3 protein-coding genes are annotated in these 17508 nt (G+C 35.1%); all 3 read right to left on the reverse strand.

The genetic code is table 11. The features are described from left to right. Window positions 1-81: 81 nt before the first annotated feature. The 3 genes from HMPREF1253_RS02950 to HMPREF1253_RS02960 all read right to left on the reverse strand — a co-directional run bounded on the left by HMPREF1253_RS02950 (window position 82) and on the right by HMPREF1253_RS02960 (window position 16647). Window positions 82-14460 carry a SpaA isopeptide-forming pilin-related protein gene (locus tag HMPREF1253_RS02950; RefSeq protein ID WP_023055256.1) on the reverse strand — a complete coding sequence of 4793 codons (14379 nt, stop codon included), beginning with the start codon at window positions 14458-14460 and terminating at the stop codon, window positions 82-84. Between the two features lie 352 nt (window positions 14461-14812). Next, on the reverse strand, window positions 14813-15703 hold the full coding sequence (locus tag HMPREF1253_RS02955; RefSeq protein ID WP_023055262.1) for a YitT family protein: 891 nt from the start codon (window positions 15701-15703) through the stop codon (window positions 14813-14815). A 92-nt stretch (window positions 15704-15795) separates the two neighbouring features. After that, window positions 15796-16647, reverse strand: a complete 852-nt coding sequence (locus HMPREF1253_RS02960; protein ID WP_023055270.1) for a mechanosensitive ion channel family protein — start codon at window positions 16645-16647, stop codon at window positions 15796-15798. Between the last annotated feature and the right edge of the window lie 861 nt (window positions 16648-17508).

Raw genomic sequence — 17508 nt, forward strand, 5'->3', positions numbered from 1 at the left:
TTTATGTTTTTCCCAAGGAGAGTAAACTGTTTTAAATAGGTTTCTTTTTTTTGTCCCTTTAGAGGAGGCTCTTTTTCAAACTTATTCATAAGTCATCCTCCTCTTTCTGTAGTACAAAATTCCCGCAATACTCATAAGAACGACTCCGCCTAAGGTGAAGGCAATAGTTCCCATGCCGCCAGTGGATGGATATTCCGCCTTCCTGTTTTCAATTTCCATTAGACTTGATTTTGTTGTATCTGTAGTTGGTGTTACATAGTCGCCTTTTGTAGGCGGTTTTTCTGCAAGGTCAAGCTTGCAAGTAACTTGGTCAATCATTTTTCCGGCGGCATTATTATAAACATCTACCTTTAAATCTGCTGTTGTCGCAGAAGTATTATTTAGTTTTCCAACTATATCTACAACTAAGGCCTTATCTGTTATCAAGTTACTGCCCTTTGGATTTGGTCTTGTATAATCTTGATCAGATCTGTGCATAGCTTTTAGTTGATATCTCAACGGATTATTATCCGTGCTTAAGTTATAGTTGCTTGGTGCAAGACTCTTAAAATCTGTTTCTTTTAAACTATCAATAGTCTTACCTTTGTCAAGTACAGCCACCTTAATATGCTTATAACTATCTTCTAAATTCCAGTCATCTACATAAAGTCTTAAATGAGTATCATATTCGTCAAAAGTCAAACTGGTGTGGTTTGGATTTATAACAAGTCTTTGTGCGAAAGTGTTGTTTGTCTTATCCACGTTTATAGTTTCACTTGTCAACATGCTTTGAAGGCCTTTTACCAAGTTAGATTCCTTCGGTTTTACATAGTCCTTGTCAAAGACTTTGATTTCGCCTTTTTCTAACTTGAATTCTTTAATAAAGCCTGGGATCTTTGTATAACCCTTAGGTGCTTTAATTTCTTTTAGGGCATAGAATCCATTGTCATATACATAGAAGCTTAATTCACCATCTTTACCAGATGTAAAGACTTGTACTTCAGTAAAGCCCTTAGGTGGTACTTCACCAGCTTTTAGAACTCGTCGTTCTACTACATCGCCGTTGGCATTCTTCTTTTCATAAAGTTTAATGTTTTTGTTAGAGTATTCGACTGTCTTGCCTTCATTGTCCTTGTCCTTATCCTTGTAGTAAACTTCAAATTCTGCACCTTCTAGACCTGTTTTGTCTACTCCGTCAACTTTCTTGAACTTAATTAAGTTACCCTTCTTGTTGACGATTTCTATTGGCACAATACCTGGTTCTTCTACTTCTACAGTTTTTATAACGTCGTTTTCTTTTACGATTTCACCCTTGTCATTTCTTACAGGAACTTTTCTGTAGATTCTGCCGTCTTTATCAACTCTAAACTCTACTAGAGGTCCTTCTATCGCTTCATATCCCTTAGGTGCCAGTGTTTCTACAATTCTGTATTCTCCAGGGTCTAAGTTTTTAAATGTGACTAAACCTGTTGCGTCAGAGTTTCTTAAATCACCGGTAGCATTCCATTTGTTACTTAGGTCTTTCTTTTCAAGCTTAAATTGTGCACCTGCTAAGGCAAGGTCGTCTTGGTTTTTCTTCTTAAGCTTAATCATATTGTCTGGGTTTACTGCTGAGATTGTGAAATCTGCCTTTGTTACAGCTTCGTTTTTAAAGCTGTAGACCTTATCCCACCTGCTTACTTTTACAGTTCCTCCATCTGAGTAAACTGCCTTAAGCTCACCGGCTCCTCCGTAGGCTGTCTTATCTTCTCCTGCTACTCTACCAGTAACCTTGATAATATAAGAATCGCCTTTTCCTATACCGCCTGTAAAGTTCAAGTCTTCTCTTTCATTAACTCTCAAGAGAGTTCTTGATCTCATAACTCTTGAAATTTCTAAGTTGTTACTTGTTTCGTCTAGACCAAAGGACTCAGGCATATCTGTTGATACATCTGCATTGTTCTTTAGTTTTATATATCTAATTTCAAGGTCTTTTACATCTTGATTTGGATAGTAGTAGAAGTCACATCCTGTATTAGATGTCTTATTCCTATTTATATAGTAGTAGTGGACAAAGTCCCCTGTGTTAGGATCATAACTTACTATCTTTGAAGTCATGTTTAAGTTATTTCCATATAGGGTTCGACTTTCAATTGCAAGGTCATAAACTAACTTAATGTTCTTGTATTTACTTGTATCAGTTCCTGTACCTAAGCCGACCTTTATATTATTTTGAGATGTCTTTACCTTATATAGGTCTATAAAGGCTATCAACTTGTTGGTAAATTCAACCATGGTGTAAGTCTTGGCATAGTCTGTAAAGACATATCTTATAGTCTTTTTGTCTTTATCATATGTTGCCTTGGCAATTGTTCCTACGCCGTCAGCAAATAGGTCCAGACTCTCTGTACTGTCTACAAAGATACCGTTAAGGGAAATATTGTCGCTTAATTTTAAGTCGAAATAGTCGCCAGGATTGATCTTTGCATTTTCAGCAAGTTTAAACTTGTTGCTAAACTCTAAACTTTGACCTGTGTGAGGTCTTATAACTGAGTTCCCTTCATTTTTATACTTTTCAGCATCTTTCGGATCAGGTCTTAGAACTTTTAATTCTGATGATTCAACTCTGATCTTACTTGATATATCTGTTCCTGTTGCTTGGATGTCTCCTTCATAAGGGTCAAGATCTTTACCACCTACTGTGAAGTGCCATACTTGGTTAGTATTGATGTAACCGTTCGGTGATGTTACTTCTTCTAGGGTATAGTGACCTATTGGCAAATTATCAATTTCTGCAATACCTTCTGCATTTACAGTTCCTGTTTTAGTAACTGTATTCGCTTCGTTGGTTACCTTAAATACAGCACCTGGTTTTAGCTTTGTTGCTACTATTGGATTACCAGCTTGGTCTATTTTTTTGATCTTTACTTGACCCTTGCCGGGTTTTGTATTAACAATCTTACCCATGTTCTTGGCTGTAGCTGATGTTACGAAGTCAATTAGCTTTCCGTCTTTTTCATTAGTAGATTTTTCCGGAACATATTGGTAAACTCCGTTTGCCTTGTCATATTCAAGGGATATATAACCATTTGCCTTAGGTACAATTTGAATTTCACTTAACTTGTAAATGGATTCATATTTACCTGTAGTAGCGTTCTTGTCGAAACCTATACTAAGGTCCTTTAACTTTACTTTTTCATTAGTAACTGGATTTACTACCTCTGTAGATGTCATGTCAATGTTAGAGGCTTCTGAAATCTTAATAGTTTTTCCGGTTTCAGGAACAACCATGTCAAGTTCCTTAAATTTATAGGCCTTATCTTCTAAGGTTACTTGACCATTTTCAACTTTAGGAAATATAAAGTCGACAGCATTTATATCCACATTTCTACCAGTCTTTGGATTTGCCAATTGACCGGAAGTTATACTTACAGTTTCTATTGTAAAGTATAGAAGTGGCTCTTTAATAGGAGCGTAGCCTTCTGGGGCTTTAACTTCTATTAGTCTGTAACGACCTGTACCCAGTCCTCTAAATCCAAAGTAACCGTTGAAGGCTGATGCAACATAGGACTTGTCTACATCGTCCCAGCTTGTACCTCTTGCTTTTTCAAGTTTAAATACTGCACCTTCAAGTCTTCTCTTAGTTACGGCTTCACTGTTTATTCCTTCCTTAGGGTCGTCTTGTCCGTGTTTTGAGAAGGTAACATTGTAAGTTTCTTCATCGTTTAAAATCGTCATACCCTCTTGAGGGATGTGCTTTATTGCATCTGATGAATAAAGATTTTTTATGCTGATATTTGTTGTGGCTCTAGCGATTTTATTCTCATCAGTAAGTGCCGGTTCTATACGACCGCCTTCCTTACCTAGAGATCTATCATATTTGTCGCCTGGATTTTTTCCTGATAATCCAAGGTTTTTATTACCTTGTTGGTAGGAACCGTGGAATACATCTTCCCATTTAATTCCACCGTTGCCATCTTTATTTGCTTGTTGGAATTTTCTTTCTCCCTTGTAGAAGTCGAAGTTTATTTTAATTTCGCCATTCTTTTCATCGATGATTTTGTCATCATAGAAGCCTTCTACATCTATATAGTAGACGCCCTTTTTAAGGTTAAGTTGGTCTTCATCAAAGCCCCAGTCAAAGGGTCTCCACCTTGCAGTGTTGATCATAGAGACATCTGGCTTTGATAGGTCATAGAGTTTCAAGATATCATTTATATCATCCTCTGTATAAGTTGCCTTTGGATTGGCAATCTTATAAGTTGACCTATAGGCTGTCTTAACACCTTGTGTTATTGTCCTAGGCAATTCTCCCGCAGTGTCAACTTCCTCCCTCTTATCAACAGGATTTATTTGAAGGTTGACTATATCTGAATTTGCCTTTCTGGTATCTATGAAAATTCTTTGGATATAAGTCTTTGATTGAGGGTTGATATATATCATCCTTGACTTATATTTAATACCCTCCACAGTTGTGACTTGTGATTTATCTTCTGCGCTGGCAGTCTTTATGAAGTTAGAAGGTGTATCATCTGGTCCATTGTACCTGGCCTTTAGTTGACCATTTTCTTCATAAACTTCTATCTGCCAAGGTGCTTGTGGCTTCTTATAACCTAAAGGTGCTTGTATTTCTTCAAGTAGGTAGTAGCCCTTAGGTAGAACTAGGTTTTTGCCATTTTCCTTAAATATTACTTCACCTTTTTCATTAGAAAGGGCTGTAATAGTACCGAAGTTTTCATCAAAAGTTTTATATGTCTTGTCTTTAGCTTTTCTAATAGTGAAGACTCCACCTGCTAGAGGTTGGTTCTTGTGGTTTTTCTTTAGTATCTTTGGTTCAATACCTATTTGCTTATTAGGTATTCCTGCAAAACCATTTTGAGGTATTTCTTCTCCTACTTCTTTAAACTTTGCTGTAACAGTTACTGCAGATGCTGGCATTGTAAATTTATTGCCCTTTAATTCTACTGTCGTCCCGTCATCTTTTGTTACTGTCAAGGAATCTATGGCATAATCCTTGTCCGGCTTAGCAGTTATATAAATTTCATCTCCAGCATTTGCCTTTGAGAAGTTTGCACTGAGACTTCCATGTTCTGTTGGTGAAAGTTTAACATCGTATGCCCCTGTATTAGTTCCAACCCAGTCAAATATTCCGTTAACTGAAACATCGGCTTTAGGCATTGTAAAGTATAGGCCTTGGTCATCAGATTCTATAGGTACATTAACTCCACCTTGTGCTGTTGTTACCTTGTAGCTATTAACCTTGTAGCCTTGTTTAGGTAGGACTGTAAGTCTTATCTTTTCTCCGGCCTTAGCTTCGCTTGGATCAACTTCAAATGTTCCGCCGCTAATTCCAGTACCTATGGTTACTAAATAAGTTCCTGCCGGCGGTGTGTAATCTTCATAAGTTACTTTTATATAGACCGCTTGTGCAGGCATGATAAATGTACCAGTCTTGCCATTAAATACTAGGGTATTTAATGGATCTCTGCTGCCAGGTTTTGTAATTTCAACTGTTTTAACCTTGTAGCCTGGGTTAGCTTTAACTGTGAATTTAACCGTTTGTCCAGCTCTTGCTGTTCTATTTGCAGGGTCATCTACACTTATGGAGCCCTTGGTACTATCTCCATCTATATTTATGGCATAAGTTTGGTAGCTAATTGGGTTAAAGGTTGCCCTTATTTTGACATTATAGGCAGGCATCTTGAATTTATACTGGCCGTTTTGTGGAAGTATTGGTTGCTTATTTAGAGTTACCTGACCAACTTCATAGCCTTGTTGAGGAGTAACCTTTACAATAATTTCTTCTCCCTCAACTGCCTTGGTCTTGTTGCCATCGATAGTAACATTACCACCTGATGTTTGTTCTACAGTAATATCAAATTGGGTTTTAGGAATTTCTTTGAAAGTAGCCTTTATTACTACATCTTTTGCCGGCATTGTAAAGGACTTACTTGAAATATTTACTTCTTGTATTTCAGTTCCACCACTATCTTCAAGCCAAATTCTCTCTAAGGTATATCCGGCATTTGTGTTGACAGTTAATGTTACTTGTCCATTTTCAGCTGCTTTTTGTTTGTCGGCAGTTACGGATCCACCTGTACCTGTAAAGGATGTGATTGTGTATTCTGTTGGTTGTGGAGCAGCTTTATTTTTCCAAAGAGCCTTAACTATAATATTGTCATTAACTGTTATTTTATCTCCCGGATTTTTCCTAACTCCATTTATTGACCATGCATCAAATTCTTTTGTTTTGTCTGGTGCTATAAATGAACATCCCGGTAGTTCATATAATGAGCCCCTATCCACAGTCTTAGGATCCATGTGCCATTGTCCACCATTTCCATCAAATGTTATTGTAACTGTTGATGGAGCAACTGTTTTATCTTTCCAAAGAGCTGTTAGTGTTATGTTTGCAATAACATTAATTGTGTCACCAGGTTTGTGTTCAACGCCTGCTAATGACCAAGCCTTAAATTCTTTTCCTTGTGGAGGAGTGAATGTGCAGTCCGGCAATTTATAATTACCTTTTGGCACTGTTTGGCTTGGCATTGTTCCTGAGCCACCTACGCCTGGGTCAAAGTAGATTGTGACATCCTGTGTTGTTTGCTCAAATGTAGATGTTACTATTACATCCTTGTCCGGCATTAAAAAACTAAATTGATCTCGGGAAATTACATTTCCGGCTTTGTCGGTAACTGTAGTGCCTGTCCATTGGTATCCTGGGTCAGGTGTTATATTTAGGTTAACTTGTTTTCCCTTTTCTTCATAAGAAACTGATGAAGTTACACTTCCACCTGTTGATGGATTAATTGTGATTAGGTGCTTGTAGTTGATGTCATTTTCATTGACGTAGGAGTCTTTAATCCAATCTCTATCTCCACTGTAAGAACCATATATATAGTCTAAGCCAATTCCTACTCCCTTACTTGGGTCATAGGATGTTTCTATTTCAATATAGTAAGGTCCAATATATCCATCTTTTGTTCTTTCTAAATATGCGCTTATTCTACCAGGTTTATCCTTACCTTTATCCGGTCCTGATTCAATTTTTTTGGAACCATTTATGTTAGCAGGACTATTAGTAGATGTTACATCATTCTTGTTAATAGGATTATCAAGAGTAGAGCCGTTTGCAACCTTATAAATTCTAAGAATTGTCCCGTCATTATACCTTAAGTTATATTTGTATCTCTCTGGTTCTCTATAGAATTGAACATTCGCTCTATATAAAAATTCAGCGTCTTTTATTAAGAAAACTTGTCTAAACCTTTTGTCAACCTTATTGATTGCAGTGATCTTAGTTTCACTGTAGGAAGCACTTAGCTTTCCAGCTCTATTTCTTGACCTGTTCTCATGGTCTACTACTTCCCAATCGCTTTCTGTTCTTTGTGCTCCTGGAACTATTTCTTCTCCTATTTCAAGTCCGTCATTACTTGATGCACTTTTTGCCATTAATGATGTTGTTTCTCTAAGGACTACTCCATTTGGGAACATTCTTTCAAAAAGGCTTGTCCCATATATGGCATCTACTTTTTCTTTAAAAGATAATTCATTAAAACCGGACTCTGCTTTTAATTTTTCTTCTCCCACAGGAAATTTTAGAATTTCTGACAGTTGAAGATTGCTTTCATTTAAAACATAATCGCCATCTCTTCCTATTGTAAAGGATGCTCTTGCCTGAACAGGTTGACCCTGTCCTGGTTCATTTTGAGTATTATCTTCTTTTATAAAGGTCTTGCCGTCTTTTCCAACTGTTACTATCCAATTTGTATCAACTTTTTTATAACCAGGTGCCGGCTTTTCTTCTGTCAGCTTATATGTTCCTGGTTTTAGTTTGTCGAAAGAAATCATACCGTCTGATCCGGTAGTCATGGTCCTTGCTTCTCCACTGTCATCGGGACCAGTTAGCTTGAAGATTGCTCCTTCTATTAATGTTCCAGGTTCCCCTTCTTTATATTTTTTGATTTTAAAGTCATAAGTCTTAGAATCGTTAGTTACTTCAAGGGAATTGTCTGATATATAAGAACCTTGGATACCTGTTGATTGTTCTTTTACAGGTCCTGATTCTTTTATAATGTCAGCTCTTTCATAGAAGTCGGACTTCCAGTAGATTGTTCCATTTTCAGTCCAGTCCATACCTGTACCTACTCCACCGTTTTCGCTAGTGTAAGGTACTTTGATGTCAATAACTACTGGTTTTGTCATTGCTGGTAGGTTTAGTTTCATCCTTGTTTCGCCATAGTGAGACTCATCTTTTGAAACCGTAACACTATTTGTAATGTTTGTAGGATTATATTCTGCAAGTCTTATGTCAGAGATTTGTCCTGTTACAGGTTTATCTAATTCAAATACTTGGTAATCTATATTAGCTTGAGCATTTCCATTAAACCAATCCATGTTTGGATATTCTGGTTTTTCTCTGTGAATTGTAGCACTTGTTGCCTTAATATCTGCCCCTTCAGGGTTTAGTACATATCTTTGGATTACATACTTTTCTGTCCTATTGATAGCTACAATTCTTGTACCCATCTTAAATGGTGTAGGATAGTTGCCTGTCCAGCCTGTCCTTCTGTTGTCATATAAGTTCCATCCATCAAGAGATCTACCTGCAACGTCTACCCAATTAACTCCATCCTTTTCTAATATTGAATTTAGGGTGTTTGTTTGACCGGATTGTTCTCTATAGTTATAAACTTTTTTATTGCCCTTCTTGTCAATTACAAGAACCCATTTTTTATCTAACTTTTTGTATCCGTCAGGTGCTAAAGTTTCTTCAATTATATAGGTTCCTTCTGTAAGATTAGGATCAAAGTTTACAACACCTTTTTCGTCAGAAGTTTTCTCATCAGTATATCCTGTTTCGCCCGGCTTAACTTGTTTTGTAATTTTAAACTTAGCGCCACCTAAGGGCTTTCCGTCTCCGTCTTTTTTAAATACTTGGAAGTTGGTGCCTACAGGTCTATTTGTTACTGGCAATGTAATAGTTATATCTTTAGTGCCTTCATGCATTTGACCTGAACCTGAAACAGATGTCTCTACAATTTTTACACTTCCATCATTAAAGACAGTGATTTGCCATACTGTATTTGAAGCAACATACTTGTCCGGTGCAGTAGTTTCCTTAAGGGTATATCTGCCTGGGGCAAGGTTATTAAATAAAACTTCGCCATTAGTATCAGAAGTTCTAATAATTTTCTTATTAGTATTTGCTGCTTCTGTGAGTTCAAAGGATGCACCCTTTAGCTTTTCGCCTGTTAATTCATTAGTCTTAAGGATCTTGAATTGACCAGGTATATATTTTTTATTTATTAAGCCGACATCTTCTCTATATAAGCTTGGTATTTCCGGTCCTACTTGGTCAGATATTGCTTTGTTAAAGTTAGCACTGTTTATAAAGGCTGACCTTTGATAGTTTGGTCTTCCGTTATCCATATAGAAAGCTCTGGATAGGTTGATAAAATTATTTAAATCTGTAACTTTAAAAGTTTGTTCAACTAAGTATCCTTCACTGTATCTTCCGATTCTCGGCATTGTTATAGATAGAGGACTGCTTTCGTAGATGCCTCCTGTGGTTTTTATTTGATTTGGATCATAGGTCAATGACACACCATTGCTGGAGTTTATTGTCATTTTTTTCTTACCCGTTGCAGGATCTATTTCTGTTGGACCTATTGGTGTATGGTTTACCAAATAATAATTGTTCGGGTCTTGTTCCGGTCTTACACCGAAGGAAAGTGGCATGTTATCATTTATAATGGCTCCATTGTCATATCTGATTCTTGGCTCAGTACGATATACCTTGACATCCATCAAGTCGAAGGCCGGTTTAACACCTATACCTTCTTGGAAGGCTATAGAATAGCTTGGATTGTATCTCGTTGACATCCAGTTAAATGTCAATGTTCTGCCGTCGCCTGAATAGTTAGCTTCAGGGTTAAAGTATGCTATGGCTGTTATATACCAATCATCGCCTTGCTTATAGATATCTCTAAAATAATATGCTTGTGTCGGTCGAGTTTGTCTATCATAGGTATCATAGTAAGCTGTGATTTTTTGATTATCTATTTTGGGATTTCCCGTATTAATATCCATTCCGGGACCAACTTCAATTGTAAAATAATAATCTCCTGAGTTTTTGGCATAGAACTTGGAGGGTATTATACCCTTTATTTCAAGACTTGCTATAACATCTGCATTAGGTGCATTGCTATTAAATACATAGGTCAAAAGATTTGTCTTGTAATCAAAGTAGGGATCTGCTATATCTATTCCATCTTTGTTTTTAATCTTTGGAAAATCACTTGAATATTGTGTAAAGTCAAGGTTCTTGTCAAATTGAATTTCAAATATTTGACCCGGCTTTGCATCGGCAATAGTTATGTCTGCATGGTACATTAGGGATTCAAACCTATAGGCTTCCCATACTCCCTTTTGTGTACCCCAGCTGCTTGCCTTGTCTTCGTCAATTTCAAATCTTTGGCTTACATTGTTAATTGTAGCCTTAGTCTTGCTTTGCTCGTCTAGTGTTTTTTGAATGTCGTAATCTTCCCCAGCTATTGGGTCTCCAGTTCCTGTTGTATACTTAGGATTGTATGAAACTTCTCCCTTTTCATTGACTGTTACTTCAAAGTAAACCTTGGATTTTTCATAGCCTTCAGGGGCTTGAGTTTCTTCCAATATATAGGTTCCTGTTGGATATTCTCCAAAGTTAGCCTTACCAGCATCATCAGTAATCTTAGTTGCGATTGGGTTTCCATCTTTATCTTTTAAGGTAAATTCTGCTCCACCAAGTACATTTCTCTTTTTAGTTTTCTTTCCGTCTACCATAACCTCTGTAACTTCGTCGCCAAATTTTGTTACCTCAATTGGGCTCTTTTTGAATTCTTCGTTAGTTACGGTAATAGTTGGTAGGTCTTTTTGGTCAGTGTTAGAGCTAAGAGTTTCATTTTGTCTAATTTTCGCATTGGTTGCAGTGTCCTTTTCTGTAAGCCAATCATAGGATACAGTTTTTGTGTCTGTATTACTTCCTACTTTAGCTTTAACCCTTACTAAAAATCCCCAATAATCTTTAAATCTTTCTTTTGGGAAGGTAATTTGATAACCGGTTGTTTTTCCAGTATAAGGATCTGCTGCTGTTAAGTTTTTACCTACGATTATATTATCGTGTTTTGCGTTTAGTACACTTCTTCCAAGACTTGGTATCTGTCCATCTACAGTTTGATTTTCCATTGCATTTCTTACATATGGTCTTTGTCTGCCATTAACATCAAAGACAGCTACATCATTAATAGTTACGCCTGGAATGTCTATGTTTAATCTTGTATTTCTGTCAGTGTCACCACCGCGTTGTTGGTCAAGGGCCTTTAGGTAAATGTAAAATTCTAAGTTTCCATTTTTATCGAGCTTGCCATAGTGCATAGCATTCATGTAGTCAGGATAATTAGGATCTGCTATTGTTTCAGTTTTACCCAAACCTAAGTTAAGGCTAGCATTACTTCCACTTAGGCTGATCTTGCCGTCATTACTTATTTTGACATACTTGTTTGCTTGATCTAATTTATAGCCATCTGGTGCTTTTGTTTCGATAAGTTGATAGTCATCTGGCACTATATTTGTAAATACTGCCTCGCCATTTGCATCTGTAGTTACTTCAATATCTGCCTTCCATAACTTAAATCTTGCACCTGCTAGTCCCTTTCCGGTCTTGCTGTCGACTTTTTTAATTTTAAAGGTAACAGGATTTTGTTCTTTCGCTGTTATTAAAGTGTTTCTTATTAGTTGATCATTATAATCAGGTCTATAGTAGTTGGCATTTTCTACATATTTATAATTTGTTCCATTAATATTAACAGTTCCTGTAGGCAGAGTTTGTTCTATTTTATGGTCTATATTAGTTGCATTGCCGTTTTCATCAATGTCCCAATATTTTACGTTTGGAATAGTGACTAATCTCTCAGTTTTATCTTTGCTTAGTTCTTCTTCTGCAAGGTCTACTGAACCTAAAGTTGTATTAGGGTCATTAGTTGCAACTGCCTTTATAGTTTGTGCAGGCATTTTACGGTGTGCTTGGTCTACAGGCAGGTTCCAAATTTGAGTTACATATAGGTCCCTATACTTGGATATAGAAACTCCATTTAAATTGTAGTCCTCTTTCGTATTTGGGTTTTGTAAATCTGTGTCGTATTCATAAACAGCAATTGTACCGGGATCTTGTTGTGCTTCAGGGTTTGTTCCTTCAGCTGGAATGTTTCCATTAAGATCCGTTACACCTTGCTTTACAACCATTTTTCCATTTGTATCTAAGCCGTAAACTGCCATTTGTGAATTATTAATGGTTTGATTTTGGCTAAACTCTCTATTTGCTAGTGGTAGTTTGCCGTCATCCCCTGTTGATACTGCATCTGTTACAGTCCATTTAGCTTTATCTGCCTTTGCAAATTCTCCAAGAATTGTAGTTCTGTTGTTCATACCTACTCTATTTGGAGTTGCTTGTCCAATTGCGTTTTGATTATATGCATCTTCTGCTACAAATCTTTTTGCTCCGACTTTAACCTTGCCAGCCTTATCTCTTTTATTTGTAAGTATTGCAGAAAAATCCATCATGTAGGCTGCCTGTTTATTTGTGACAGGTGTGTAGAAATTATATGTTATTTCTTTTATGCCCGCTGCTACTTCATGATGTTTTGAGTCAACTATTCCAAAGGCATCAGAAAGTTGGTCTGTTAGACCAAGATTGCTTTTATCCTCAATTTCTCCAAGACCAGATCCCTTAACTGTTGTAAAGTTTGCCTTATAACCAAGGCCTTGCAAATCTTGATTTGATAGAACTTTAATTGTCCAATTATATCCTGCTAATTCTCCTTTTTCGATTACAGGCCTTGCCCAACCATCTATATCCACCTTATAGTCTTCTATTGTTCCCGGGTCTATAATTTTTTCTACATCTTTTCTACCAGGTTCAATAATTTGATTAGTTACAATACCATACTTATTTACCTTAGTAGGGATTAGGTCTTTAGGTGCTTTTACTCCGAGGCCTGATACCTTATTTGTTACTGTAAATGTTCCGTCAGAATCTAAAGTAATTTTAGTCGGATTGTAATCTACAGGTATATCTAAAGGTACTTGGATATTGTCGTTAATTTCTTTTGTTATCGTGTAAATTATAGTATTATCTTGTGGATTGTATTGAGGTGTTGCTATAGTTTCATTGTTATGAATGATAGGCTTTATTACAGTTCCTTCATTTACTTTTAACTTGTCATCTAAATGAATTTTAAAAAATTGTCCCGGTTGGATAGCTCCCGCTTTATTTGATGTTTCAAAACGTGTTATTATATGAAACTTTTTGCCTTCTAATTTTAAGCCTGATTGTTCTGACCCAACTGCTTGTCTTGAAAACTCTTCAGACATTTCAAGTCCTTCATTTGAACCTTCTAATGGTCCTGCTGACCTAAAGGCAGATCTAAATAAGGCTGAGCTTACTGGTTTCTGATTTATTCCAGGAAGTTGAACTTTTGTAAGTCCTGCTTCAAGTTCTTCTATTGTAAGCTCATCTTCATGTCCAAATTCATTCCCAAAACCTTTAAGAGGATTAAGCAAATTTAAGCCAAAGGGATCTATGCCTTCTTGTTCATTCCCAAGAATTGGATCAAAAAGGTTTGATTTTATATCCCCATTTTGCCCTTTCGTTAATTTTTCTATTAACTCTGGTGCTTTTTCCTTTGCTGTAAGTTCTTGAGAATTTTCTTCTATTTTATTTTCTTGATTTTGTGAAAAATTTTCCGATTCTTTGGAAGTTTCATTGTTATTATTTAAAAGATCCTCTATTTCTTCTTTTTTATCTTCAGGAGATTGTCCTTCAATTAAAAGATTTTGGGGGTTTTCTTTTAATTCATTTGATTTGTTATCCAAAACTTGGATATTGATATTTATATCATTTAGATAAGGTGCAGAAAGGGTCAGTGTGCCTGAGCCCGGTTCCAGATAAGATTTTGATTTTATGTTTTCTTTTACACTTATAATTTTGTCGTTAATAAGTTCTGTATAACCCAAGTGGAAAGTTTGTCCGTTTGAGTTTGTAACTTCTACTAATAAATTGGAGAGATCGAGTTTTTCGCCTTTGTTATAGACAGTTTTGCCCGGATCTACCAACCTCCACGCTATGTAGTCCTTTTTTACAGGGTCAGGCTTTTCTTTAGGAATTATTGTCTTTTTTTCTTCAATTGGAGCTGACGGCCCTCTTTGATTTTCTTTTCTTTCTTTATTTTCTTCAATTCCTTGATTTTGTTGCTTTTCTTCATTTTCTTGATAAATTAGAAGATCATTTTTGCCAGGAGTTTTAGGCGCAGATTGCCCCTCTTCATCGATTATAAGGTCTTTAGACACCGGTCTTTTATTCATTTCATAATTATTTGCACTTACATTTAAGGGGGCAAATACATCCATGATAATTAATGCTGCCAATAAAAAGCTTATAACTCTCTTCGATACTTGTTTCATTTCCTTATCTCCTAATTTATAATATATTTTGTTTCATATTCAAAATAGCTTAATTTAATAGTTCCATATTTAATAATTTTACTTAGAAATATTATATTCCTTATTTATTTTTTTATCAATACTAATTTAGTGATTATTAGAGTAAAGATTTCTTTAATAATTTAATTATTTAAAAACCCTGAATCTTTACAGGTTTATAGGCTTTTCTTTTTATTTTAAAATTTAAAAATAAATTTATAAAAAATATTTTTATTGGCTTTTTTTATAAATTTATTTACAAAAAAACAACCAAGAAAATTAATCTTGGTTGTCTTTTTATTTTTTTTGTAAAATTTATTATTATCTATACATCTTATTGAATTTCTATTTTTTTAAATCCGCTTCCCTGTATCTCCACAGTTTCACAAACTGTTACAAAGGCATGGGGATCTATAGCCTTTATAAAGTTTTTAATTTTTACCAGTTGTAGGGGTGTTGCTATACAATAGATTAATTTTAATTTTTTGTGTTTATAGGCTCCTTCTGCATCTATTAAGGTTACTCCTCTTGAAATTTTATGTTGGATCATGTCTGTTATTTCTTCGTATTTTGAAGAAATTATTAAAATTTGCTTTTGTTTTCCAACGCCTAAGTGAATTTTATCTACAAGGCTGTAGGCTATAATATAGGCTACAAGGGTATATAAGGCTCTGTCTATGGAAAATATATAAGCTGATGCTCCTATGACCGCTCCATTTAAGGCAAGAAGGCCTGTTCCTATGTTTATATTGTAGTATTTTTTTGCAATGGCTCCTATAATGTCAAAGCCGCCTGTAGATGTTCCATATCTAAAGGTGATTCCATTTCCCACTCCTGATAAGATTCCTCCAATTACGCAAGCTAAAAATGGATCTTTTGTAATGGCAAAGTCGTGGGGAAAAATGCCTGTAAGCACATATACATAAAAGGTTGTAAAAAGTGTAGAAAGAATTGTAAAAAATATAAATTCTTTGCTAAGCATTATTAAACCTATTATTAAAAGGGGCAAATTCAAAACAAGAACTAAAAGGGAAAGTCTTATTCCCGTTACGGATTCTATAAGTACACTTATTCCGTTTACTCCCCCTGAAATCATGTGATTGGGCCTTAAAACCAATACAAATGATATTGTTACAAAAAGACAACCTATTAAAACCGCAAAAAATTTAGAAATAAAAGTTTGCTTGAAAATTTTTTGTTCCAGGGTTTTTAATCCCTTATCCATATATCCTCCCATGTTATCTATAAATTTTTCATTTCATGAAAACTCACGTTTTATTATTTTACCAATATTTAAATTTTCGTCAAGAAAATATTTTAATTTTTTACGGAAACATTGCCCTTGATTTTATGAGCATTGCAAGCTATTTCAATTTCGTTTTTCCTAAATTCCTTTACTATCTCTTCTCTCAATTCCGATAGGGTGTCAAAATTTGTATCCACATCCTTGGTCCAAATGGTAGTCCTTAAATTAATCCCATCAAGAGTAAGCTTATTTACATAAACTTTTACAAAATCGGACTTTTTGTCATTTCCCAAGGGACTCTTTGGATCTATAACGTTGGGATGGCTTTGAACCAGATTTACAATTATAGCCTTGGCTTTTTCTATATCACTTTCAAAAGTAATCATAACATCTAAAAAGCCACCACTTTTTAATTCAATCATATTGGAATTTTCAAGAGTTTCCCTATTCATAACTGCATTTGGTATTATAAGCCTTGAATTGGTAAAGGTGCGAATTATTGTATGTCTTAAAGTTATATCTTCAACATAGCCTGTTATGTCGCTGTTTATTAAAGTTATCCTGTCGCCAACTTCAAAGGGCCTGAATAGAGAAATCATAAAGCCTGCTATTAAATCTTCCAAAGATTTTTGAAAGGCAAAGGCCAAGACTGCAATTATAAGAGATGAACTCATAAGTATGCTGCCGGATAATTCCTTAAAGCCCTTAAAATTTGACCCTATTTTAAAGACCATAAAGACAACTATAAGGCCCTTTATAAGGGTGTTTAAAAATTTGAAACCTATTTTGTTGGTCTTTTTTAATTTTCTAAATAAATAATCTACAATTTTTGTAAGTAAAAAACCTATTATTAAAGTTAAAATTATTGAAAGCACCATGAAAATAAGTTTATTTTCTTGTGTTTCTTTGATAATGTTTCCCATTTTTATAATTTCCTTTTTATTATAGGTTTAGTTTATAACAGTTTAGGTTTTTTTACAATTACAAGAGTTATTTACAAGGAATGTAGGAACCAATTTATTTAATATTTAAAACCAATGTAGGGACCAATTTTGAAGACCTAACCCGATTTTTGCAAAAAATCGTGGTAGGTCTCATGCAACTATTTGCCCAAATCTTTGATTTGGTTGCAAATATCTGCTATTGGTCCAGCGCCGTAAGGCGAATTAAATAAAATAAAAAATGAAAAAACAAAAATATAAATAAAATTTCAATTGAAAAAACATAAAAGAAAATGCTTCACGTAGGGCATAAAAAATTTAAAATAAATGTTAAATCAAATATTTATTTTTTTCTCCCACACGACACAGGCGGACCGGTAAACCGGTCCCTAGAGCTCACAAGGGTCCACATGGGAATGTAGGGTAATTTTTTGCGTAAAGATTTCAAAAGAGTAGAACTCTGCATATGAATGTAGGGACCAATTTATTGGTCCGATCGCCATCAGGCGAATTAAATAAAATAAGCAATGAAAAAAGGTAAATATAAAATAATAGATCTTTTAAAATTAAAACCAATGTAGGGACCAATTTATTGGTCCGGCGCCGTAAGGCGAATTAAATAAAATAAAAAATGAAAAAAGGTAAATATAAAATAATAGATCTTTTAAAATTAAAACCAATGTAGGGACCAATTTATTGGTCCGGCGCCGTTAGGCGAATTAAACAAAATAAAAGACTAGAAAACAAAAATTTAAATAAAAAGTAAATTGAAAAAACATAAAAGAAAATGCTTCACGTAGGGCATAAAAAATTTTAAAAATAAATGTTAAATCAAATATTTAT

Origin of the sequence: Peptoniphilus sp. BV3C26 (assembly GCF_000478985.1) — a bacterium.
Taxonomy (GTDB): Bacteria; Bacillota; Clostridia; order Tissierellales; family Peptoniphilaceae; genus Peptoniphilus_B; species Peptoniphilus_B koenoeneniae.

Excerpts from the sequence above, each read along its gene's own strand:
- HMPREF1253_RS02955 (WP_023055262.1), bottom strand. The coding sequence starts at position 15,703 with ATGGATAAGGGATTAAAAACCCTGGAACAAAAAATTTTCAAGCAAACT.
- HMPREF1253_RS02960 (WP_023055270.1), bottom strand. The coding sequence starts at position 16,647 with ATGGGAAACATTATCAAAGAAACACAAGAAAATAAACTTATTTTCATG.
- HMPREF1253_RS02950 (WP_023055256.1), bottom strand. The coding sequence starts at position 14,460 with ATGAAACAAGTATCGAAGAGAGTTATAAGCTTTTTATTGGCAGCATTA.